Origin of the sequence: Novosphingobium chloroacetimidivorans (genome assembly GCF_014204535.1) — a bacterium.
In the GTDB taxonomy this organism is placed as follows: domain Bacteria; phylum Pseudomonadota; class Alphaproteobacteria; order Sphingomonadales; family Sphingomonadaceae; genus Novosphingobium; species Novosphingobium chloroacetimidivorans.
Genome location: NZ_JACHLR010000025.1, coordinates 18554 through 41813, shown reverse-complemented (window position 1 = coordinate 41813; position 23260 = coordinate 18554). Strand labels below are relative to the sequence as shown.

20 protein-coding genes are annotated in these 23260 nt (G+C 63.9%); 7 read left to right on the top strand and 13 right to left on the bottom strand.

From position 1 onward, the window contains the following. Positions 1-22: 22 nt before the first annotated feature. Positions 23-580, bottom strand: a complete 558-nt coding sequence (locus tag HNO88_RS19335) for a sterol desaturase family protein (protein ID WP_246382098.1) — start codon at positions 578-580, stop codon at positions 23-25. A gap of 150 nt (positions 581-730) precedes the next feature. On the opposite strand from HNO88_RS19335, the gene HNO88_RS19330 reads away from it, so the two are divergent. Beyond that, positions 731-1540 (top strand): SDR family NAD(P)-dependent oxidoreductase, encoded by an 810-nt coding sequence (locus tag HNO88_RS19330; RefSeq protein ID WP_184249703.1) that lies wholly within the window; start codon positions 731-733, stop codon positions 1538-1540. Between the two features lie 17 nt (positions 1541-1557). Here HNO88_RS19330 and HNO88_RS19325 read toward each other — a convergent pair whose 3' ends face one another. Then, a complete protein-coding gene (locus HNO88_RS19325) occupies positions 1558-3054 on the bottom strand; it encodes an LTA synthase family protein (protein ID WP_246382093.1) in 1497 nt (498 codons plus the stop codon). A 243-nt stretch (positions 3055-3297) separates the two neighbouring features. Here HNO88_RS19325 and HNO88_RS19320 point away from each other — a divergent pair, with 243 nt between their 5' ends. Then, positions 3298-4557: a capsule polysaccharide biogenesis protein gene (locus HNO88_RS19320; protein ID WP_184249700.1), complete on the top strand. Its 1260-nt coding sequence runs from the start codon at positions 3298-3300 to the stop codon at positions 4555-4557. Between the two features lie 445 nt (positions 4558-5002). On the opposite strand, the gene HNO88_RS19315 is transcribed toward HNO88_RS19320, so the two are convergent. The 3 genes from HNO88_RS19315 to HNO88_RS19305 form a co-directional block, all read right to left on the bottom strand. Next, positions 5003-6280: a replication initiator protein A gene (locus tag HNO88_RS19315; RefSeq protein ID WP_184249697.1), complete on the bottom strand. Its 1278-nt coding sequence runs from the start codon at positions 6278-6280 to the stop codon at positions 5003-5005. Between the two features lie 118 nt (positions 6281-6398). Further along, complete coding sequence (locus HNO88_RS19310) at positions 6399-7463, bottom strand: ParB/RepB/Spo0J family partition protein (RefSeq protein WP_184249694.1); 1065 nt, start codon at positions 7461-7463, stop codon at positions 6399-6401. Between the two features lie 106 nt (positions 7464-7569). Continuing rightward, a complete protein-coding gene (locus HNO88_RS19305) occupies positions 7570-8769 on the bottom strand; it encodes an AAA family ATPase (RefSeq protein WP_184249691.1) in 1200 nt (399 codons plus the stop codon). Positions 8770-8909: 140 nt separating this feature from the next. Between HNO88_RS19305 and HNO88_RS19300 the strand changes: the two genes are divergently transcribed. Together HNO88_RS19300 and HNO88_RS19295 are read left to right on the top strand one after the other, a co-directional pair. After that, positions 8910-10571 carry a glycosyltransferase family 2 protein gene (locus HNO88_RS19300; RefSeq protein WP_312857128.1) on the top strand — a complete coding sequence of 554 codons (1662 nt, stop codon included), beginning with the start codon at positions 8910-8912 and terminating at the stop codon, positions 10569-10571. 4 nt (positions 10572-10575) lie between these two features. Next, positions 10576-11415, top strand: coding sequence for a DUF5672 family protein (locus HNO88_RS19295; RefSeq protein WP_246382090.1), 840 nt, complete (start codon positions 10576-10578; stop codon positions 11413-11415). Here the strand turns inward: HNO88_RS19295 and rfbA are convergent. The 5 genes from rfbA to HNO88_RS19270 form a co-directional block, all read right to left on the bottom strand. After that, positions 11385-12254, bottom strand: coding sequence for a glucose-1-phosphate thymidylyltransferase RfbA (gene rfbA, locus HNO88_RS19290; protein ID WP_184249687.1), 870 nt, complete (start codon positions 12252-12254; stop codon positions 11385-11387). The two genes, HNO88_RS19295 and rfbA, sit on opposite strands and share 31 nt — an antisense overlap. Before the next feature lie 24 nt (positions 12255-12278). Further along, the gene (gene rfbD, locus HNO88_RS19285; protein ID WP_184249684.1) at positions 12279-13163 is read right to left on the bottom strand and encodes a dTDP-4-dehydrorhamnose reductase; all 885 of its coding nucleotides are present in this window, start codon (positions 13161-13163) and stop codon (positions 12279-12281) included. Then, positions 13160-14224, bottom strand: coding sequence for a dTDP-glucose 4,6-dehydratase (rfbB, locus tag HNO88_RS19280; protein ID WP_184249681.1), 1065 nt, complete (start codon positions 14222-14224; stop codon positions 13160-13162). Before rfbB ends, rfbD begins: the two co-directional genes overlap by 4 nt. 5 nt (positions 14225-14229) lie before the next feature. Continuing rightward, positions 14230-14793: a dTDP-4-dehydrorhamnose 3,5-epimerase gene (gene rfbC / locus HNO88_RS19275; RefSeq protein ID WP_184249678.1), complete on the bottom strand. Its 564-nt coding sequence runs from the start codon at positions 14791-14793 to the stop codon at positions 14230-14232. Positions 14794-14854: 61 nt separating this feature from the next. After that, complete coding sequence (locus HNO88_RS19270; RefSeq protein WP_246382089.1) at positions 14855-16030, bottom strand: polysaccharide biosynthesis/export family protein; 1176 nt, start codon at positions 16028-16030, stop codon at positions 14855-14857. A 279-nt stretch (positions 16031-16309) separates the two neighbouring features. Between HNO88_RS19270 and HNO88_RS19265 the strand changes: the two genes are divergently transcribed. Genes HNO88_RS19265 through HNO88_RS19255 form a run of 3 tightly spaced genes read left to right on the top strand, consistent with a single transcriptional unit; the run spans position 16310 to position 18845 of the window. Beyond that, entirely contained in the window at positions 16310-17401 is a 1092-nt protein-coding gene (locus HNO88_RS19265) for a KpsE/RkpR family capsule polysaccharide export protein (RefSeq protein ID WP_246382087.1), read from the top strand. Between the two features lie 2 nt (positions 17402-17403). Continuing rightward, positions 17404-18201 carry an ABC transporter permease gene (locus HNO88_RS19260; RefSeq protein ID WP_184249672.1) on the top strand — a complete coding sequence of 266 codons (798 nt, stop codon included), beginning with the start codon at positions 17404-17406 and terminating at the stop codon, positions 18199-18201. Further along, positions 18198-18845: an ABC transporter ATP-binding protein gene (locus HNO88_RS19255; RefSeq protein ID WP_184249712.1), complete on the top strand. Its 648-nt coding sequence runs from the start codon at positions 18198-18200 to the stop codon at positions 18843-18845. The genes HNO88_RS19260 and HNO88_RS19255 overlap by 4 nt, the downstream gene beginning before the upstream one ends. A gap of 53 nt (positions 18846-18898) precedes the next feature. Here the strand turns inward: HNO88_RS19255 and HNO88_RS19250 are convergent, their stop codons facing one another. From HNO88_RS19250 to HNO88_RS19240, 3 genes are all read right to left on the bottom strand, one after another. Further along, a complete protein-coding gene (locus HNO88_RS19250; RefSeq protein WP_184249669.1) occupies positions 18899-20767 on the bottom strand; it encodes a class I SAM-dependent methyltransferase in 1869 nt (622 codons plus the stop codon). Positions 20768-20911: 144 nt separating this feature from the next. After that, positions 20912-21865, bottom strand: coding sequence for an NAD-dependent epimerase/dehydratase family protein (locus tag HNO88_RS19245; RefSeq protein WP_184249666.1), 954 nt, complete (start codon positions 21863-21865; stop codon positions 20912-20914). A gap of 31 nt (positions 21866-21896) precedes the next feature. Beyond that, positions 21897-23168 (bottom strand): hypothetical protein, encoded by a 1272-nt coding sequence (locus tag HNO88_RS19240; protein ID WP_184249663.1) that lies wholly within the window; start codon positions 23166-23168, stop codon positions 21897-21899. Positions 23169-23260 lie beyond the last annotated feature (92 nt).

Below are 23260 nucleotides of genomic sequence, written 5' to 3'. Positions count from 1 at the left end.
CGCCCGGCGCAGGCGCGACCGCTCAGCGCTTAAGTGAGCTGATCCGCGTTCCGAACACACGGTCCCAGAAGATCGCGGAGATGGCGAAGTTGCCGGTCTCGTCGAAGTGGTGGTGGCGCATATGGTGGCGCTTGAGCGCGATGCCCAGGCGGCCGGACATGGGCCATTGGTGACAGGCGTAGTGCAGCAGGTCGTAGATCACGTAACCGGTCATCCAGCCCAGGAACAACCAGGTTCCCGCAGATCCCAGCAAGGCCAGGCTCGAGGCCCAGGCCACCGCGGAAACCGGCAGGCTGACCAACAGCGGCATCAGGTTGCGCAGAGGGTCGTTCGGGTTCTCATGGTGATTGCCATGAGTGAGGAACACCAGGCGACGCAACACTGGCTGCTGTGTGGTGAAGTGGAACGGATAGCGATGCATCGCATATTCGAACAAGGTCCACACCAGCAGACCGGCCATCACGAGGCCTGCCCCCTGCCATGCCCCGGCAAAGCCCCAGCCTGCCCATGCGATCGTCGGCAGGAGCAGCGACCAGCTCGCCACGAAGGTACGCGGCGACATCAAGGTCAGCTTTTCCAAGTACGCGCTCTTGAACAAACGGGCTCGTTGCAAGCTGGAAGTACTGGAAGGCATTGCGATAACCGTGGAGAGGAGCATGGCCGCCCTGTCAAGCAGCAATGGCTTGCGATCGGATGAATAGACAGCAGTTGCAGCAAAAGAGCCATAGATATGCCGGCACGTGATGATCCTCCTCGACACGCCGCGGCAGGGTCGCGAATCCTGATAACCGGGGCATCGGGCGACTTGGGCGGGGCACTTGCGCGGGCCTGTGCGGGCCCGGACGTCCAGCTGTCCTTGTGGGGGCGCGATCCGGATCGGCTTGCCGCGATCGCCGAGGCCTGTCTTGCCGCAGGCGCGAAAGTCGAGACGCGATCGCTCGACATCGCCGATGTAGATGCCGCGATCGCAGCCGCGCGGTCCGAAGACATGGCCGCGCCGTTCGATCTGGCCCTGCTCGTGGCCGGCCTGGGCGAAACCCGCGCGCCGGGCGATCTGGTCGAGGCGGCCGAACTCGTGGCCCGGCTCGGCACTGTGAACTTCACCGCGCCCGCGGCCATCGGAGCGGCCTTGGGGGAGCGCATGGCGGCGCGTAGACGCGGCGCGCTGGTGTTCATCGGCTCGGCGGCCGCCTTCCATGCCCTTCCCTTCGCCGCGGCCTACTCGGGCACCAAGGCCGGACTTGCCCGCTTCGCCGATGCCTTGCGCCTGAACCTGCGCCCGCACGGCGTGACGGTGACGCTGGTCTCACCGGGCTTCATCGATACGGCGGCAGGTCGGCGCCAGGCAGGGTCTCAAGCCGGAACGCGGCCTTTCGCGCTTTCGCCCGATGTGGTGGCGCACAGGATCATGCGGGCGGTGCAGCGACGGCAGGCCCACCTGATCCTGCCCTGGCCTTTCGCGCTGCTGCGGCTTTTCGACAGGGCCCTGCCCGCCCCCTTGCGCGACCGCCTGCTGTTATCGCTGACACCGCCTGCGTAGAAGCGGAGGAACCAGCGTCAGGCCGGCTTGCCGAGTACGATGTCCAGCATGGCATGGTGCAGCCCGGCCGGCGTCAGGTCTACGCGGCGGTTGTCCCCGCGCACGAACCGGCCCTCGGCGTCGAGCCGCACCAGGACGTAGGGTGTATGCCGCGGGCCGGCAGGATCGGTTGCTCCGGGAATGCTCGGGCGATGATCTCCGAAGAAGACCAGCATGGCCGGGCGACGCAGCGCGGCGAGGCCACCGATCAGGCGCTCCAGCATGGCATCGCTGTTCCGCACCAGCTGCATGTAGCTGTCTACCAGATTGCTCGCGCCCGTTGCAGCGTCGGGCGCCCAGGGACCGTGGTTCTCGATCGTCACCGCGTAGAGCAGCGTCGGCCCGCGCGCCGCCTCTGCCAGTTCCAGGATCTGGTAGGCCATGGCGGCATCGGTGACGTAGCGCCCCTCCCCCGGCCCAGGGGGCACAAACCGGTCCTCGCCCACCAGCTGGCGAAAGCCCGCCGCCGGCATGATCGCATCGCGACCATAGAAGCGCATGTCGTGGGGGTGGATGAACAGGCTGCGCCATTCGGGCCCGAGCCGCGCCGGCAGCGCGTAGCTCGCTTCGCCCAGAGCCGTGAGGAACGGGTCGTAGCGCCGGAAACCGAGCTCCTCCTCCTCGCGTCCGAACAGCACCGCGTACTCGGTGCGCATCGTATAGGCGCCAAAGCCGCTGACGTGCAGCTCGCCGTATTGCCAGGCGTTCTCGCGCGCGGCGGCGAGACTCGGGAGGTCGAGGGCTGTATCACCGAACAGCTCGACTGGGTCGGCGAAGCTCTCGCACTGGATCACCACCAGAAGTTCGGGCAGCAGTTCGGGCAGCAGCTCCGCTTCGTCCCGGGCCTGGTGCCGCACGACGGACGGGCACGGCGCCGGGTCGCGACTCTGGCGCCACCGCAGCCAGTACAGCATCAGCGTAGGCGTCAGCCCCAGCGCGCGGACGTCGGCCTCGTTGCTCGGCGTGCGCGCCAGGCCTCGGAACGGGGGCATGCGCAAGCTCACTGCCAGAAGCCCGAGTGCAATCACCATGATGGCCAGGCCGGCGCCATGCGCGGCAAGATCGGGCACGAACAGCCACGCGATCGTTGCCAGCAAGGCCGTCGTTGCGACCGCCGCCACGGTGCGCTGCCAGGCCGGAACCGCCGAGAGGTAGAACTGCGGATGGCGGAAGATCGAGCCGATCAGCGCGAGGTCGGAAAACACCAACGGCTCACCCAGCATGGCATGCTTGGCGTTGGAGGCGATCACCAGCAGCACCAGGACGGCAAGGGTCAGCGCGCTCGAGACGATCAGGCTGCCGCACAGCGCCAGGAACGCGCCGAACAGGGCTGCGGCCTGGCAGGCGAGCAACCACAGCCCCGCTGCGCTGCGCCAGGCGCGCATGCCGGTGGCCTGCGGCCGCGCGAGCGCGTCCACCACCACCGTTGCGACCAGGCCGCCCAGACAGGCTGCAATCTGCGACGTCGCTGCCAATATCACTCCGGAGCCTCGATATCCTGTCGTGTGGATAGCCTTCGGTGTTCGTCACACGCAGACGGACAAGGCCCATAACGACGCCGTCGCGAACTGTCACCTCGCGGGATACTCGTGAACGGGGGCAACTTAGGATGATGTGGCGGGCTTGCGATCCGGCCGGCCTGGCAGTAACGGCAGCGGCCTGTGCCACGTGTCGGCGGCCGATCGTCTGGCCGCCCTCCTCCGGATCCTGCCTCGCCAATGCCAGATCTTCCCGCGAGCGCCCCGCACCCCGGCCCTGCCCCGGGCCGCAAGTCGGTGCTGCTGCTGCAAGGGCTAATGGGGCCGCTGTTCCGCCGCCTGGGTGAGGAACTGATGCGCGCCGGGCACACGGTGCACAAGATCAACTTCAACGGCGGCGACCGGCTGTTCTGGCGCTTGCCGGGCGGCATCGACTACCGCGGTTCGCTGGAGGACTGGCCCGCCTGGCTCGAAGGCGTGATCCGCGAGCATCAGGTCACCGATGTCACCCTGTTCGGCGATTGCCGCGACCATCACATGCCCGCCATCCGCCTCTGCCGCGAGCTGGGCGTACTGGTCCATGTCTTCGAGGAAGGCTACATCCGCCCCGACTGGGTGACGCTGGAGCTGGGTGGGGTGAACGGCCACTCCTCGCTGCCGCGCGACCCGGTGTGGTACCGCCAGACCGCGGCCGCCTTGCCCCCAGTGCCGCCGCACGCGCAAGTCCCCTCCTCCTTCCGCCGCCGTGCGCTGGAGGGCCTGCTCTACAACACCGCAGACGTGCTGACGCGCTGGTACTATCCGCACTGGACCAACCATCGCCCTTGGCACCCCTTGGTCGAAGGAATGGGCTGGGCCCGCAAGCTGCGCCGGCGCAAGGACAACCAGAAGCGCAGCGAGGCCCTGCTGGACCATCTGCAGGACAGCGCGGCGGCCTATTTCATCTTCCCGCTGCAGCTGGACTCTGACGCGCAGATCCGCCTGCATTCGCCTTTCGCGGGGATCGCCGACGCGCTCAAGCTGGTGATCGGCTCATTCGCCGCCCATGCGCCCGCGCACACCCGCCTGGTCGTCAAGGAACACCCGCTCGACAACGGCGTGCGTGACTGGTGCCAGGAAGCAGGTGACATCGCCGCGCTCTACGGCGTGGCGGACCGGGTCGACTACCTTCCGGCCGGCGACATCGTCCCGGTAACCCGGCGCTCGCTGGGCATGGTCACCATCAACAGCACTAGCGGAACCCTCGCCTTGGTCGAGGGCGTGCCCGTCGTCGCATTGGGCCATGCGATCTACGACATCCCGGACATCACTTTCCAGGACGGGATCGACGCGTTCTGGAGCAACCCGGTGCCCCCGGATGCGGAGACTTTCGCCGCCCTGCGCCGCGTGCTGATCGAGCGATGCCTGATCCCCGGCGGGTTCTTCTCGGACGAGGCGCTGGACAAAGTGGTGCGCCATGCCGTCGCACGCTTCGAAGGGCATGCGCTGTTGCCTGAGTAAGGGTGTAGGGAAGGGTACGAGCGTTCGACCTCCACTCTTCTCCCATCTTCCGAGTCTCCTAAGAGACATCCGTTACCTTAGAATGCCTTACAGGTAGGTTAGACAAGTTAAGCCGCCGATCAGGGTGTCAATCCAGCGGAACTTGGCGAGTCGCGCGCTGGTCGTGTTCCTGAAAGTCCGTTGCCGCGTTCCCGATGTGCCGTCGCTACGTTCCCGATGGATCGTCGGAACGTTCCTGATGTGACGGTGATCGCGTCATACGTGTTCCTGGAGTGTCGATGCTCCGTCTCGTATGGGCGTCATGGGGCGCAGATTGAATCACTTTCGCGGTGAGCCGACATAACGAGCTTCAAATGTCAGGCAGGTCTGGTAGGCGCAGGCCAGGTCGGACAGGGTCTCGAGCGGCGACCCGTCACATCGGGAACGCAGGCGTTGGTCGCTAGCGTCAACGCAGCTCGTGTCGGTGCTTCGCATGGTGGCGCTTGACCCATCCCACGAAGGCCCGCTGCCAGTCGGCGGGGGTACGCTCCGGAGCCGCCGCCACCCAGCGCTCGAACTCGGCGTGGAGCGCGTAGAGATCCCAACCAGGGCACGTCTCGCGCAAGTGATCGATCGTGGCGTCGGTCATGAAGCCGCGGGTCGCTGCATCGGAGAGGCCGGCGACAGCGGACCGAATCAGCCTGCGTGCATCGAACAGCGGTGCTTCAGGCGCTGGCGTAGAGACCTTTGTGGCCTGTTCAGCGACAGGCAGTGACTTGGCCGGCCGCGGTTCGGAGCTGACACTGTCGCTAAGGTGCGGGCTTTTGGCACGGCGTTTCCCCGGGGAAACATCCTCGGGGCTGGGCAGCTGTGCAGCAGGAGCGGGCAGGGCGGTATCGACTTTTCCACTCCCTGGATCGATCCGCCGCATGCGGACCAGGATGTCGCCGCCCTTGCCGTCCTCTGCGGAGAGCGTGAAGCCGGGGAGGGCGTTCTTTTCGATCAGCTTGAGGATCTCGAACTTGAAACGGCGGTACTCGCCCTCGGCCCCGCTCTTTTCGAACAGCACCGGCATGGAGATCGCGAAGCCGTCCTCGCCCGCGCCGCCGGCATGCTTGCGCACGACGCGGTAGAGCCAGCGCTCGCGCCCGCCCGTGATGTCGAAGTAGGCGCGGTCGATGGAGAGCACGCCACCCTTCATCATCACGCCTTCCCAAAACCAGTTCGACAGCTCGATCGTCATCCCGCGCGAGCGCTCGGTCTTCTCGTCCACCAGCTGCGTCCAGCCATCGAGCCAGGAGAAGGTCGCCTCGCGCCGGTTCTCGGCGCGGATGTTGGTCTTGATAGTCGTTGCCACCAGGCGGTCGAGAGCCTGGCCGAGCAGCTCGTAGGCGCGGCCCGTCGTCGGCCGGTGGATTGCCCGCAGCAAGTCGTAGGGCATCAGGTGCAGCTTGCTGGGTACGTCGTTGACGCCGCGCCGCGCCATGTCGGCGAGCATGCTGGCGCAGTAGATCAGGATGTCGGCGTCCCAGATCGTTGCCATGCCGTAATCCGGATTGGCCGAGACGTGGACCCACAGCTTGCCATCGGGGCTAGTGTAGTCAATCGGCTTGACCCGTTTCGACTTGGCGAGGCTGAAGAACGGCCGCTCCATCACCTCGCGCTGGTCGCGAAAGGGCAAGTCGGCGATGTAGGGCAGGAACAAGTCGAACTGCTCGCTCGACCCCTTGCGCGACTGGCTCATCTGCTGGCACGTCCGCCGCGATGTTTCCCCGGGGAAACATCACCGGGAGGGGTACCGCGGGAAAGGGCAGCCGCCGCGCGAGAGTGCGGCATGTTTCCCCGGGGAAACATCGGACAGTTCACGGCCACACGCCCTTACCCTCGCCCTCGAGCACGATCAGCGCGTTGCGAAAGGCGTTGACCAGGTCGTCGATCTGCACGCCAGAACCCGCATGCACGCGGAGCGTCATGCCCTGCCTGTTGGCGGAGAGCACCGAAAGACCCTTGCGTCCATGGTGCGAAGTCCAGCTGTAGAGCTCGGACTTCACCGATGCGTCCGCAAGCGGTGCCGCCAGCAGCCGTGCCAGCACGTCGGAGGCGGGCAGGGCAGGGTCCCCGCTGTCCCGCCGCGTCGCCTGTTCCCGCGCCAGCGCCTTGGCTTCCTTGAGGATCGCCGGCGCCTTGTCCTTATCGTCCATCGCTTGGGCTAAGGCGTAAGCCGGTTTCAGCTGTACGTCGCCTGGCGAAGCAAAGGCGGCCACTACGCTGTCGGGCAGCGCCGCCACCTTGAGCATCTTCGACAGCCAGCCCTTGGAGACCTTCAGCCGCTCGGCCATTCGCGTCAGGTGATTGCCGTAGTGTGCCTTCAGTGCAGCCGCGTAGTTGCGGGCGCGCTCCAGATCGGAAACGTCCTTGCGCGCACGATTCTCGAGGTCGGCGAGACGGAAGGCCGCCTCGTCGTCGAGTTGCGCGACTTGGGCAATGAACTGCATGTCCGGATACGAGTGTGCCCGCAGCCACGACACCGACCAGTGCCGACGCGTGCCGGCGATCACCTCGTAGTCGTGTTGCGGATCGCCCTCGACGCGGCGCACCACGGCCGGCACCTTCTGCCCACCCTCGGAGACCAGCGAATCGATCAACTCGCGGCAGCTTTCCTCCGACAGGTGCGCGTAGGAACGGGCATTGCCAGGCCAGACGCGAACACGCGCTGGGTCGAGCATGAGTTGCGTGACCTGACGCACTTCACCGCTGGCGACACGGGCAAGGGCGCTCTCGCGGCCGAGCAGCGTCGTACCCCGCGCCCGGTCCAGGCGCGCCACTGCATTCACGGGCGCGGGCGACGGGGGCGACTCAGCGTCGGCCGAAGCATCGCTATCCTCGTTCAGGAGGTCGGCCAAGTAGTCGGATTGCTTGCGGGCCATGGCTCAGGACTCAGGTTGGGGCGAGAGTGGTGCTCGGAACATATGCAGAACAAAAGGCTGTAGGAAAGCAATTTCGCCTATTTGGCTCTGCATTGGAGCGTCGGCGTCAGGCCGTAGCATAGATCACGTCCTCCTCGCTGGCCGGGGCGACCCGTCCCCAGCCTTGGCGGACCAGCTGTTCGATCTGGCCAAGCGCATCGTCGAGGTTGGCCTTGCAGCGCTTGTGCGTCTTGGGCGTGCCGATCGGCCGCTCCAGCTCGTAGACCGACATCATCCGCAACGCCGCGTGGCTGATCTCCGCGCTTTCCAGGATCGGGATCGGCAGCAGGGCAGGGCCGAACGACTGCTCCATGATGCTGCGCACCATCGCGTGGCTCGGGTCGTTGCCGTCGAACTTTGAGCAGAGCAGCCGCACGAAGTTGTAGTTCACCTCGATCCCCGCCTCGACCAGCTGGCCGATCACCTGGTCCATCATCGACAGGAACTGCACGGTCGAGCAGAAGTCCGGCGTCGTTGCCGCCAGCGGCACCAGCAGCGCGTTGGCCGCCTGCATCACTGCCAGCGAAATCGTGCCCAGGGCAGGGGGTGGGTCGAGAATGACGATGTCGTAGTCGCAGGCGAGATCCATCAACCCCGCCTTGAGCTTGCGGAAGCGCGCCGCCAGCACCGACTGCCCATCGGCACCCGATGCGGCGAGCTCGTACTCGACATCGAACAGCTCGAGATTGGACGGGATCAGGTCGACGTTGGGCCAGGGCGTCGGCTTCACCGCATAGTTCAGGTCGGCCTGTGTCGGGTCGATCGACAGGTAGGGGTACAGCGTCTCTTCACGCGTGATGTTGAAGTGCGGATTGAACCCGAACAGCGTCGTCGTGGTCGCCTGGCTGTCGCAATCGACCACCAGCACGCGATAGCCCTGAACCGCGAAGTAATGCGCGAGGTGGATGGTGACGGTCGATTTGCCGACGCCGCCCTTGAAGTTCTGGACCGCGATCACCGCGGGCACGTCCATCGGCGCCCGCGCCGGCGAGGCCCCCAGCACCTCGCGCATGCTCAGCATCTGCTCGACCGTGTAGCCGGGACGGCGTCCGTTCTCGGACGGTGGGGGAGGGGGGAGGCGCCCATCCTCTTCGGCCATGCGGATGCGATTGGTCGAGCACCCCAGCAACTGCGCCGCCTCGGCAATCCCGAACCGCACGTTGAGCCCCTTGCGGCTTTCCGGCAGGAACGCCTTGCGCCGGAGCCGCTCGATCATCTTCTCCCCAGAGGAAGCCAGATCGCCGATCTGCGAAACGATTGAATTCACAGCCGAGCCTTTGAGCATGATTGAAGCTTTCTACGCCCATGATGCGCGATTGCGATTCAAGAGGCAAGGTGAATGCACGGCAAGTCTCAGCCGCCTCGGTGCGAACGCGCGCATCTGTGACCTTGGCGTCGGCGCGAGGAGTGCGTATCGGCATCCCGATGGATCTAAGCCGCAAGAGCGTCCCGCCAGAACCACGACCCGTGGGCTGGGCCGGCAACGCCTGGATCACGCTGCGGGTCCACTACGATGCGTTCCGCTACGCGCCCCGGCCTTACCTGCTAGCCGCATGGTGGCGCTTTCGCCGCAAGCGGGTGAGGGCGCGCGCCCACTTCGCTCCGCTGCTCGCAGCCTCGCCGCTCGCATACCATATGTGGATGCGCAGCGAGGAGCCCGTTGGAGTTGAGGACGCGGATGGGCCGCCGATCCTGGCCCTGGTCGATCCCGGCGACGACACCGGAGCGCATGGGCAAGCAAGGCTGGCTGCGACGCTCCGCAGCCTGGCTGCCGAGCAGGTACCATCCCTCACCATCGGGACCGCAGAGGCACCCACGCTGGCTGATGCGGTGCCGCTCATCCCGTGGCAAGAAACACCCTTGCTGATGCCGATCGCCGCGGGTGACGTGCTCGCGCCAGGCGCGGCCTCCGCCTACCGCCAGACTGCCGCAGCGACGCAAGCGAGAGTGATCTACGCCGACGACGATCTGATGAACGCCAAGGGCCACCGTCACACTCCCCATTTCAAGCCAGGATGGAATGCAGAGCTGCTGCGTCACTTCGACTATCTGACCGGATCGTGCATCGTGCGGGCGGACGCGCGCGACCTGGAGGAAACGTCCGGCCCTGCCTGGGCAAAGAGGCTTGTCGAGCGGGTCGTGCAGGCGCCGGGCAGTGCCGCGCCCCTGCACGTGCCCAAAATCCTGCACCACCGCGCGAGCCGCCCCCTCCCTCGGGTCGCGGCCGCGCTGCCATCCGAGGGTCCGCTTCCGCTCGTCAGCGTGATCGTCCCCACGCGCAACCGGGTGGATCTGCTTCGTACCTGCCTCGATGGCCTGGCCCGCACCGAGTACCCGGAGGTCGAGGTGATCGTCGTCGACAACGGCAGCGACGATCCGGCGACGCTTGCCTACCTCGATGCCCTGGAACCGGCGCGCCATCGTGTGCTGCGCAGGCCTGGACCGTTCAATTTTTCCACGCTGAACAACCAGGCCGTAGCGCAGGCCAGGGGCGCACTGCTGTGCCTGCTCAACAACGACATCGAGGTGCTCGCGCCCGACTGGCTGGCGATCATGGCCCGCCAGTCCTTGCGCGAAGACATCGGCGCCGTTGGCGCTCGCCTGCTCTATCCCGACGGACGCATCCAGCACGCCGGCGTCGTCCTGGGTGTCGGGGGAGGGGCCGCACACGCGCACCGCCTGCTCCGTCCGGACGAAAAAGGCTACTTCCGCCGCCATGCGCTGCCGCAGTTCGTCTCGGCGGTGACCGCCGCCTGCCTGGTGGTCCAGCGTGAGCGGTTTGAGGCAGTTGGAGGGCTCGACGAGAAGAACTTCGCGGTCGCCTTCAACGACGTCGACTTGTGCATGCGCCTGAACGCGCGGGGCTGGCAGTCCCTGTACGAGCCGCGCGCCACGTTAGTCCATCACGAGTCCGTCTCCCGCGGGCTCGACCGCGACCCGGTGGGCGCCGCGCGCTTCGCTGGCGAGATGGCGGCGCTGCAGGCGACATATGGCACCCTGGAGTGCGTCGACCCGTTCCACCATCCCCAGCTCAACCGGTTCAGCGAACGTTTCGCGTTGCGGTTGTAGCTGCATGGCGATGCCGGCTTCCGACGATCCGACACGGCCCGACCGGCTGCACCTGCCGCAGGTGACCTTGTGCGCGGTGACTTCGGTGAACGTGGCGGCGACGGTGCGGGCGCTGGAGGCATGCCTCGACCAGATCGCATTCGCCGAATGCCTGCTGCTGACCGATGCCGACGTGCAACCTGCCCATTCCGAAATCCGCGTGGTGCCGATCGACCGGCTCGGATCGTCCGCCGCATACAGCGAGTTCCTGCTGTCGCGCCTAGTCGACCATGTGCGCACCTCGCATTGCCTCGTCGCGCAATGGGACGGCCACGTGCTCGACGCCGCGCGCTGGCGGCCGGAGTTCCTGGACTACGACTACATCGGCGCAAGCTGGCCCCAGTTCGACGACGGCCATGACGTCGGCAACGGCGGCTTTTCACTACGCAGCCGCCGCTTGATGGAAGCCTGCCGCGCACCCCAGTTCCGTCCCATCCACCCCGAAGACCTCGCCATCGGCCGCACCAACCGCGCCTGGCTAGAAGGACAAGGCCTGCGCTTCGCCCCCCGCGAACTGGCGGATAGCTTTGCGGCCGAGAGGGCAGGGGATGTGCAGGCCACTCTCGGGTATCACGGCGCCTGGCTCATGCCCAAGGCGATCGGAGTGGATGCGTTCTGGCATGTCTATCGCGGTCTTGATGACCGCTCCACCATTCGAGTCGATTTTCTACGCATCCTCAAGGACGTGTCACGCGAACGTGGACGGTCCCCCCGGATCATACGCTTGCTCGCTGATCACGTGTCGTCCCGTCGCCGCAAAGCTGTCGAAGACGCTCAGTCCTCCGTCAGGATGCCGCGTAGATAGCGGCCATAGTCGGACTTCCCGAGGCGGCCGATGACCTGCTCGAGTTGGTTGGCATCGATGAAGCCCTGGCGATAGGCAATCTCTTCCGGGCTGGCGATCTTAAAGCCCTGACGTTTTTCCAGCACGCGGACGAACACTGCGGCATCCAGCAGACTGTCCGGAGTTCCGGTATCGAGCCAGGCAAAGCCGCGCCCCATCGTCTCTACCGAAAGCTGGCCACGCTCAAGGTAAACGCGATTTACGTCGGTAATCTCCAACTCGCCACGGGGTGAAGGCTTGAGATTGGCGGCGATATCGACCACTTGGGCATCGTAGAAGTACAGGCCGGTCACGGCACTGTTCGACTGCGGGTTCTCGGGCTTCTCCTCGATGGAGATCGCCCGCTTGTCCGCATCGAACGCGACCACGCCGTACCGCTCGGGGTCAGTGACGTGGTAGGCGAAGACGCTCGCACCCGTCGTTCGGGCACGCGCGCTCGCCAGAAGCTCTGGCAGTCCATGGCCGTGGAAGATGTTGTCGCCCAGGATCAGGGCCGAGGGCTGGTCGCCCACAAAGTCAGCGCCGATGATGTAAGCCTGCGCGAGCCCGTCGGGGCTGGGCTGCTCGCCATATTCGAAGCGCATGCCCCATTGCGCGCCATCGCCGAGCAACGAGCGGAAGGCAGGCAGGTCGCGCGGCGTGGAGATGATCAGAACCTCACGGACGCCCGCCAGCATCAGGGTGCTGAGCGGATAGTAGATCATCGGCTTGTCGTAGACGGACATTAGCTGCTTGGAGGTCGCAAGCGTCATTGGGTAAAGGCGCGAGCCGCTGCCGCCCGCAAGAATGATGCCCTTCATGTGTCGTCGTCCTTATGGCGGAGTTCAGGCGGACTGCAGTCGCGCGATCACCGTTTCCAATGCGCTTTGCCATGGCGGCAGGGTGATACCGTGAGTGCGTTGGATCAGGCTGCAGTCGAGCCGCGAGTTTGCCGGTCTGGTAGCAGGAGTCGGATAGTCGACAGTCGCGATACGTCTGACCCTAGCCGAAGGTCCGCCTTTTTCCGTGGAAATCGAGAAGATGGCAGTGGCAAGATCGGCCCAACTGGCGGTGCCTTGGGCGGTCATGTGAAACACGCCGCGAAGCGCCACATCGCGATCAGCTTTGAGATTGGAAACTACCTTGAGCACGCCATCGGCGATGTCGAGCGCGCTAGTCGGATTGCCCACCTGGTCGGCGACCACGGACACCTCGTCGCGGTCTTCCGCCAGGCGCAGCATGGTCTTGACGAAGTTGCCGCCAAACGGGCTGTATACCCAGGCAGTCCGCAGCACCGCGGTGCCCGTAGGGTGGGCGTCAAGTACCGCCTGCTCCCCCGCCAGCTTGGACGTGCCATAGACGCCGGTCGGCCCTGTGGGATCGGTCTCCACGTAGGGCCGGTTCAGCGTTCCGCTAAAGACGTAGTCGGTCGAGATGTGCACCAGCGGAACGCCAAGCGCCTTGGCTGCCCGGGCGACGGCGCCCGCGCCCTCGGCATTCACGGCGTGGGCAAGCTCGACTTCAGCCTCAGCCTTGTCGACGGCGGTGTAGGCCGCGGCCGAGACGATGGCGTCCGGCGAGGCATCCTGAAGCACACGCAGCACCGTATTCGGATCGGCAAGATCCAGGTCGGGCCGGCCCAGCGGGATCACCACGTGTCCGGCGATCGCTCCGCGCTCGATCAGGCCGGAGACGACTTGCCCTGTGTTGCCGGTGACCGCGATTTTCACGCGAGAGCCTTGACTGCACTAGCAAGGCCGAGACGTTCGCCATCGTAGCGGTCGCGCAGCGGCCGCCACCACCACTCGTTCTCGAGATACCAGCGCACGGTCTTTTCGATGCCGGTCTCGAAAGTCTCAGCCGCGCGCCATCGCAGCTCATCCTCCAGCTTGGTGGCATCGATGGCATAACGCGCATCGTGGCCGGGCCGGTCGGTGACGAACTCGATCAGGTTTTCGCGCGGTGTCGTGCCCGGTGCCAGTTCGTCGAGAACGGCGCAGATCCGGCGCACCACGTCGATGTTGCGCCGCTCGTTGCGCCCGCCGACGTTGTAGGTCTCGCCCACGCGGCCCTTTTCGGCGATGATGTCCAGCGCGCGGGCATGGTCGTCCACAAAGAGCCAATCCCGCACGTTTTCACCCTTGCCGTAGACGGGCAATGCGCGGCCTTCGAGTGCGTTGAGGATCGTGAGCGGAATCAGCTTCTCGGGAAAGTGATAAGGCCCATAGTTGTTCGAGCAGTTCGAGACCACGATCGGCAAGCCGTAGGTCCGCTCCCAAGCCTTCGCGAGGTGGTCGGAGGCGGCTTTGGAGGCCGAGTAGGGTGAACTGGGATCGTAGGGTGTGGTTTCCTCGAACAGCCCCTCGTCGCCAAGCGATCCATAGACCTCGTCGGTCGAGACGTGCAGGAACCGGAATGCGGCCTTGGCTTCGGACTCCAGCGCACTCCAATAGCCTCGCGTCGCCTCCAGAAGAGTGAAGCTGCCCACGATGTTGGTCTGGATGAAGTCTGCCGCTCCGGTGATGGAGCGATCGACGTGGCTCTCTGCGGCCAGATGCATGATGCGATCCGGCCGGAACTCGGCGATCGCGGCATCCATGCTTGCTCGATCGCAGATGTCCGCCTTGAGGAAGCGATGGTTGGAGCGGCCCTCCACCGCCTTCAGCGACGCCTCGCATCCGGCATAGGTCAGGGCATCGAGGGTCAGAACCTCGTAGCCCTTTTCCAGCACCAGGTAGCGTACTAGGGCAGAGCCGATAAATCCGGCGCCGCCGGTCACGATTACGCGCATCAGGTCTACTCGCTCCAGCTGAAATAGGCGGGGAGATCGGCCAGACGTGGTTGGGCACGATCCTTGTTCGACAGAGTCTCTGGTGTGGCGATCTCGGGCCAGACGATGCCGATTTCCGGATCGTCCCACGCCAGACCCTTGTCGCATTCCGGGCTGTAGTATCCGGTAACCTTGTACGAGATGACCGTGTGAGGCTCGACCGAGCAGAAGCCGTGCGCAAAGCCGGGCGGCACCCACAGCTGTCGGCCATTCTGGGCCGTTAGCATCTCCCCTATCCATTGTCCAAAGGTGGGAGAGCCATGCCGGATATCGACGGCTACGTCGAACAAGGCTCCGGCGGTGCAGCGCACCAGCTTGCCTTGCACGTTCGGCTCCGACTGAAAATGAAGCCCGCGAACCGTGCCAGGGCGAGCGCTGAGAGACTCGTTGTCCTGCACGAAGACCTGCGGGCCACATGCCTTTGCAAAGACATCGGCGCGGAAGGTCTCTGCAAAATAGCCGCGCTCATCGCCGATGCGAGACGGCGTGAACAGCTTAAGGTCAGAGATAGGGTAGGTGTCTACCTCCATGAGGTGCCTTTCCAACAATCTCTATCGCCGCAGGTTCGGAGAGCAGACGCGACGATGAGCATCAGTTGTTGTTGCTGTTCTGAACCGTCTGGACTGCAGCGGTCACGGTCATCAGCGGCGAGAACAGCTGACTGACCAGCTGCAGGACCTTGCTTGGCTGGTTCGCCGCGGCATTGCCAACGTAAAGCACGTCACCGTCCCGCATGTCGAATCGCTGCGCCACGAAGTAGGCGCCGGCCCGCATCATGTTCAGGTGATACACCACTGGCTCTTGATTTCCTTTGGCGTCGACGACGAACCGGAACACGAAGATCGCTGCGGGATCTCCAAGTCCAGGGTTGACCCCTCCGGCTGCAGCAACTGCTGCAGCGAGCGATGTTCTGGATCGGCTGAACGGGACCTGTTCGACCCTGCCCGGGGCGCCCATCACTGAGAACGAACGAGGGGCATTGATCAGCATCAGCCGGTCGCCGGGATAGGCCCGCACATCGAGCGATGGTTGATCGATCAGATCTTCCAGACGCAAGTCGATATTCTCGTTCCGGCGCACCAAGCGCAAGGTGAGGTCCCGCGCGCTGCCCCGGTATCCTCCAGCCAACGCAACCACGTCGGACAAGGTCTCGCGATTGGTCTGGAGCACCAGGCGACCTGGCCGCGTTACTTCGCCGCTGACGATCACGGTGTTGGTAATCGCCTGGCTTAACGTCACGATCACCTGCGGGTTCTGCGACAGTCCGCGCAGCGATCGCCGGATCATCTGTTCCGCCTCGCCGATCGTATGGCCGACAACGTGAAGCTTGCCGGCATAGGGAATGGCGATGTCGCCATCGTCGTTGACGCGGGTCGGCGGCAACTTCTGCGCCTGCACGCCGGCGTTTACCGCGATCGACCCAGCCTTCTCGCCAGCAGGGCTGCCGCTAGAAAAAAGCGTGACCCCCGCTTCGTAGATGTTGATGTCCAGGATATCTCCAGGGCCGATCATGTCAGTCGGCGGAGGAGCGAGATCCACGTTCAGAGCCGCTGGCAGCGCGCTGATGGTGGACTGGGGGACATCGGCCAGGGCCGAAAGCTCGATCACTCGGATTGGCGTGCTCGCCTCCGGATCTAGGGCCGATCTTACGATCTGCTTGCCGGTCGGACCGCTTGCGGGAAGAGAGGCACAGCCGGCAAGACCTGCGAGCAGCAACACACAAACACGTTTTCTGAACTGCATCGCTGATCGAACTCGGGAGGCCATACGGCTGACGGGCGCCGCCTTAGCATTGCGCTTTCGGAATGAACAATAGCATCGCTCCACGCGGGCAACAGCCACGCGGAAAGGGCGTGGGCGGTGAGGGCGCTGGAGGCGGACCCGCGGCGCACTTGCGTGCCTCGCCGTGTTGGCCTAGCGGAACGGCACGGTCGAACACGGCCACGATCTTGTGATTATCGGGCGCTACGAAGAGATATGAACGTCGAGCAATCGTTCCCGGTAGAGGCAGAAACAAGGACCCGCGGACTCGGTCTGGCGGCTTGGTTGAGAAAACGCCGATGGTTCGTCCTCGTCGTTGTTCTGCCGACACTGCTGGCGGCGCTCTACTACGGGTTTATTGCCTCTGACATCTATGTGTCCGAAGCCCGCTTCGTGATCAAGAGCCCGGACCAGAAGCGCCCTCAGCTCTCGACACTGGCCAACCTCATCCAGACCACGGGCCTGTCGAGTGGCCAGGAGCAGGCCAACGAAGTGCTCGAATTCGTCCGTTCGCGCGACGCATTGCGAGCTTTGGAGAAGAATGCCGGCGCTCGTAGCCGGTTCGCGGAAAATGGTGACCCGCTGTCCCGGTTTCCCGGTCTGTTCGCTGACAATTCGTTCGAGGAGTTCTACAAGTACTACGGCAAGATGGTGGATGCTCGTCTCGACAGCGAGAGTGGCACTGCGATCCTGACGGTAAAGGCATTCACGCCCGACGACGCGTTCGTCATCAACGATGCCTTGCTGAACTTGAGCGAAGGCCTGGTCAACAGGCTCAACAGCCGCGCCCAGAACAAGGCTATCGCCGAGGCTCAGAAGCAAGTCGAACTCGCAAGCGATCGGGCCAGGCGGGCGCGCACGGCGCTGGGCGGTTTCCGGACGTCGCAGGAGGTGATCGACCCGGCCAAGCAAGCCGCCGGCGTGCTCGACATCTCGAACAACATGGTCGCGACACGGGCAGCCCTACAGGCGCAGCTCGACAACATGCAGCGAGTGACGCCGCAGAACCCCTCAATCCCGGCTCTGCGTAACCAGATCAACGCCATCTCGGTCCAGATCGCTTCGCAGGATAGCCGTGTCGTCGGCTCCGGCCAGGGCATCGCCTCGAAGATGGGCGGGTACGAGGACCTGTACGTCGAGCAGGAATTCGCGACTGAAAACCTCAACGCCGCCAACGCTGCTCTCGTGCAGGCCCGCAACGAGGCGCAGCGCCAGCAATTCTACTTGGAGCGGATCGTCGAGGCCAACAAGCCTGATACACCGGTGCTGCCACGCCGCCTGCTGAGCGTCATCGTGATCGCCGCGGCCCTCACCTGCCTGTACTTCGTCGGGTGGATGCTCATCGTGGGCATACTCGAGCACGCGCCGGAAGATTGACGATGTTCGACACGTCCTTGCGCAAGCTGCGAGAGGGATGGCGCATCCAACTTCGGGTGATCCATGCCTTGATGATCCGCGAGCTTCACACGCGGTTCGGGCGCGAGAATATCGGATTCTTGTGGATCATGGTCGAGCCGCTGCTGTTCGCCGGGCTGGTGGCGATAATCTGGCGGTTCATGAAAGGACCTGAAGAACACGGGATCGGCATCATCGCCTTCGTGATCACCGGCTATATTCCCATCACGCTGTTTCGCCACGGTGTATCGCGCAGCGTGAGCATCTTCGTGGCGAACAGCAGCCTGATGTACCATCGCCAGGTCAAGATCATCGATTTCGTGTTCGTGCGCTTTCTGATCGAGCTTCTTGGCAGCATGATGGCCTATGTCTTCATCGCCACCGTGCTGATCCTGTTCGACGAGTTTCCCATACCGGCGAACCCGGGGCTGCTGCTTGCGGGTTGGGGGCTCTATGCGTTGTTCGTGCTATCGCTGTGCTTCATGATCGCACCGCTTTCCGAAATGTCGGAAGTGCTGGAAAAGTTTATGCCGGTGGTGACCTACGTGATGATCCCGTTTTCGGGACTTTTTACGATGGCCTCCTGGCTGACCCCTAAGCTGCGCGAATACCTGCTATGGTCTCCCTTCGTGAACGCCATGGAGATGATGCGTAAAGGCATTTGGGGCGACCAGATCACGGCTTACTACAATATCTGGAACCCGCTGGCATGTTCGTTGTTGGCGACGGTTCTCGGGCTTGCCCTGTGCCGCCACGTACGGCGGATTCTGGCTGTCGAATGATAATCTGCAAGAACGTCTGCAAATCGTACAAGCACGGGTCGTCGCGCAAGGAGGTTCTCAGGAACGTCAATCTCACGGTCGAGCGGGGCGATCGGATCGCGCTGCTTGGCCGCAACGGTGCGGGCAAGAGCACGCTGATCAAGCTGATCGGTGGTGTAGAGATGCCGACGTCCGGCCGGATCACGCGCAGCATGTCGCTCTCCTGGCCGTTAGGTTTCGCCGGTGGTTTCCAAGGCAGCCTGACCGGGTACGACAATGCCCGCTTCATCGCCCGGATTTACGATCGGGACTACAAGGACACGAAGGCCTTCGTCGAGGATTTCACCGAGATGGGCCGGCAGCTTGCCATGCCGGTCAAGACCTACTCCTCGGGTATGCGCGCGCGCCTGGCCTTTGCACTTTCCTTGTCGATCGAATTCGATTGCTACCTGATCGACGAGATCATCCTGGTCGGAGATCAGAATTTTCAGCGCAAATGCCAGCATGAGCTGTTCGAAAAACGCAAAGATCGCACCATGATCCTGGCATCACACAGCACCGAGCTGGTGCGGCACTTCTGCACCGCCGCATACATCATCGACCAAGGCATAGGCACTGCCTACGATGACGTTGGTCAGGCTGTGGAGATCTACAGCGCGCTTTGAGCCGACCGGCGATCCGCCTCTTGTTGCGCGCAAGTCCCGACAAGATGTCCGGTTTAGGCCTGACTGTCGACGAAGCGCCCTTCCGCCATTCCGTGTAGGACATAATGACGCAGCGGGTCCATGCCGGCCTCTGCGACATCCTGGTATTTGGCTAAGTAGGCATCGCCGTCGAAGTGGCCGTTGCGTTTAAGGGTCTGCGACAGTTTCTGGCGTCGGATCTGTGGGGGCAGCACGCCGTTCCACCCCGCATCGGTTCGGCCGAGGACTTGATAGAGGCGCCGCAGCCAACTGAGCTGACGGTCCTTTTGCGCGACACGATCTTCAAGCGACCGCACCGTACGGGCTTGCTGCTTGTTCTCGGCACGCAGCAGCTCCAACTGCTCCAATGCCGACGCCGCTTTCGCGTGGTAGTTCAGCGCCTCGGAACGCAGAGATGCCACGGTCTGGGTCAGACTCGCGATTCGCTCCTGCGCCCCGGCCGCCGCGCGTTCGCGATCCTCGATGCTGCCCATCAGCATCTCGACATCCTTATGCAGGGCCGCCTTCTGCTCGATCAGCGAAGTCATCGCGCCGAGCGAGGATTTCTCCCGTTCCTCTCCCTCATGCTGGTGAACCAGCAGTCCCGCGATCGCATGAAGTTGAACCGCCAAGTCGGCCAGGGGATGAGCTCCCTCGCTCCATTCGGCGTGAAGCCGTTCCGTCTCGGCGCGGAGCCGCGCAGGCGACAGTTCGAGCCGTTTCAACCGCGCCACGCCATCGCGGATCGCGCCAAGGACGGTGCGGTATTCTTGTAGCTGCCGCTGCTGGGCCTCGGCCGCCGCCTTGACCTTCGTGGCCATCTGCCTGGTTCGCGACAAGTCCGCTTCGACGGCTGTCAGACGCGTCTGGAGCTTGCGCCGTTCGCCTGCGAGATCGAACACCCATCCGTCGGCTTCCACAAGCCGGGTCGCGAGACGTCCCTTCTCCGTCTCCAGTCTGTCAATGTGCTCGGACAGTTCATCACGCTCCGCGGTCAGTTCCGCCGACCGAGCCCAGGCCTGCTCGATTTCCTCCTGACGCTGACGCAGATTGCTTTCGAGCGAAGCCACCTCACCCGCCAGCGCCTCGTTGTCGGTACGGGTACGACTGCTATGCAGTTCCGAGTCCGCCACCGCCTTCGAAAGGCGGTCCACTTCTTGTGTCAGCGCGGCTCGCTGTGTATGTTCGGCCGCGAGCGCAGCCTGAGCCTGCTCGAGTTCAGCCGCTGTTTCCTGGTTCGACAGCGTCTCGCACTGCCGCCGCAGGTCGGCGATGAGCGTCATGTCTTCGGTTTGCTCGCTCTCGTTGTAGATTGTCCGCGATTGCCACGTCCGGGCATTGAGCGAGGGGTAACGGAGGTACACGAAGGCCGTGTTCAGCGGTTCCGCGCTTGGTCCCTTCCGGAACACTGCCACGAAATCGTTCCAGACGTCGCTGTGCCGGTCGCCGATAAAGCTTTCCACCAAGTCGATCTCGATCCCTTCGGACCGGGCGTGTTCGGCCAGAGCCAGGCCTGCATCGGGATAGAACCGCCAGCAGTCCATGGGGTAGCGGTGGACCGTGCCGTTGGAAGGAGCATTTACGTAGACGTGTCCACCAGGACGCGCCGCACGGCACATCCGCACGAAGGTATCCCAGAAACGCACGTCGTGCTCGAAGACGGAGGATGCCATGACGAGATCGAAGCTTGCTTCTTCGACGGGCAAGTCACCGCCGGGCGCTATGACGAAATCGACGGACGGCCCTTCCTCCAGATCGAGGCCGACGAAGTGCGTTGTTGGTGATGCAGCATCGCGCAGGCAGCCGTTGACGTTGAGCGAACCCACTTCCAGGATCTTCGCGTTCGGAAGATCGCTGTACGTGCGCATGACCAGTTCCCCGATCCGATACGCAGAATCGTGCATGTATGTCGCTCTCCAGTGTCAGCATCCGCCGGCGTCGATGGGCCGGTATAGAGTCGTTTGCCGCTTTGCCCAATCGTCCTCATCTTGCAAGGCTCCGCGATCCCGATGGAGCAGATCGGACCGCCGCGCCGCTACGCAATCGGATCATTTGCTAGGCACGGTTTGCTGCCTGCCGTGCTGCAGATTCCATTCCACCGTCTTCGACACTCCGATCGGGAATGGCGTGACCGTCTTCCAGCCCAAAAGCTTTTCGGCCTTTGCAGGGTCGAGGACGTTGGACGGTGTGTCCGTCGCCCTATCAGGCACATGCTCGCGGGCGATCGGGCGGCCTAGTGCTTCTTCCATGGCCTCCAGGACCGCCAGGATCGAGCGTCCTTCACCGCTACCGATATTCACCACATCATTCAGTGGCACATGTTCCACGGCCCGCACGATCGCGTCGATGGTGTCGTCGACGTAGAGGTAATCGCGTTGGTTCAGACCGTCCCCGAAGATGGTGACGGGCTCACGCTGCTTGAACTTCTGCAGGATCGTGCCCACCAGCCCCTGCCCGCCGGTGCCAAGTTGCCCGGGGCCGAAGGGGTTGGCCACCCGCAGGATGTTGAAGCCCATCGCGGAGCCGCGACATAGCATGCGCAGATACTGCTCGGTGAAAAGCTTCGTCAGGCCATAGGAGTTAAGAGGGAAGGTGGGGTGATCCTCCGAAAGCAGAGCCGCCTGTGGCTGCCCGTATACCGTTCCGCCCGATGACAGGAAGGTGAAGGACTGCACGCCCGACAGGATGCACGAGTTGATAAAGCTGACATGCGGAATAATGTTGCTATGTATGTCGGCAATAACTTTATTGTTGCCAACCGCTGCATTGGACGAGTTAATGAGCTGTATGACGTGAGTGATGCCAAATAGCTTGCGGTGCGTCTCGATATCATCTTGTAGATCTACCAACCGCATTTCCACTTGGTCGCCGAATTCCTTCTGGAAATCGAGCGGGAAGTGGCGGCCGAAACATACCGTCTGATGGCCCCGCGCTACCAAGGATCGAGTGAGATGGCGGCCGATGAAGCCGTTGGCCCCGAATACTCCTGCAACTACCATCATTCCCTCACAATCAATCGCGTCAAAGACAATTTCAGAAGCCGGTGCAAGAGAACACTATCCGGTCTGATCGGCGAACGTCAGATACGGCAAAAGTGGCGCTTTTGCTGTCGTATTTCGTCTCTCGCACCAGCCCTTCGCTTCGCGTCAGATCCGATCCGAAACATGACCACCCATTGGGGGCGGCCGCGGAAAAGCCGATGACGATAGTGCCCTGCGCGCAGTCCTGCGCTAGCACGAAGGCGCCCGCCGTGCTGCCCCCGATCTGATCGCGAACCGTGCAGCTGCCCGACATCGCCGGTGGTTGCCCAGATGCGATGACAGCGGGCGCGGCGATGGCGTCTTTCTCGACCCGCAATGCCGGCGTCTTGTCGCCTTTCCCAACTTGGATCGATACCGCATCATCCGCCATGATCAGCCTCCCAGCATCGCGCGTGCGGGCTGTCGAATACACCCGCCACGTCGGCGTGCCGGGCGCCCCGAACCACGAAAGCGCGTAGTTCGCCGGAAATGCCACTGCGCTCGCCGTGCCGTTCACGACCTCGATTGACTTGTCTCCGAATACGATGCCAATCCGATAGTCCGCACCGTTGTTGAGGATGGACAGCGGATTGGTGCAGCTTTGCGCACCTGCGATACCGATGCCGCAATCCACCCTCAGGTTGTTGACCAGATGTTGGGGGTTGAAGTCATAGGGGTCCGCCGTGGGCGCCCGGGCGCTTTCGTTCTGGATCGAGTTCTCGTCGTTGATGAGGAGCCGAAACGCCGTGCTGCCTTTCGGCACGTACCCTTCCGCGTACCGCGCCCAATGCAAGTGGGGGCGATCGCCATCCGCGACCACCAGATCGATGCTGCCGATAACGTTCTGAGCGCCGGGCGCGCGGTTGTCGCTGGAGCGTACGCCGAAGAATGCTCCGTAATTGCCTGTCGTGGACAGAGAGTAGAGCTGAACCATTCCGGTCTGGTCGGTGCCTGGCACGTACTTGTTGGCCCATGTCAGCCCCTCTCGGGCAGCCGCGCCAAAAAGGCCGGTCCTCGCTCCCAAGGTGTTGACCAGGAGGTTGCTGGAGGGATCGAAGCGCGGCTGATCAGTCCCCTTGGAGATGGTGGGAAAAACATCTAAGCCGACCGTCATAGTTCGCCCATCATCTTTCGGGGCTTGGACTGGCGCGGACGATTGCGGGCGCGGCGCATCGCGCGATTGCGCATGCACGCCGGGTGCCGTCAGCAGCAACCCGCAGATCACCGCTGCCTCCAAGACCACCCTCCAGCGCTTCTGCAACGTCTTCGCGGCGGACAATTTCATGCAACAAGCGCTCCTGGTGGTTAATCGATTGCGAATTGGGTGTTGGGACGGTACCCGCGCGGGCGATAGCTTGCGGCTGCGAAGCCTTCCAG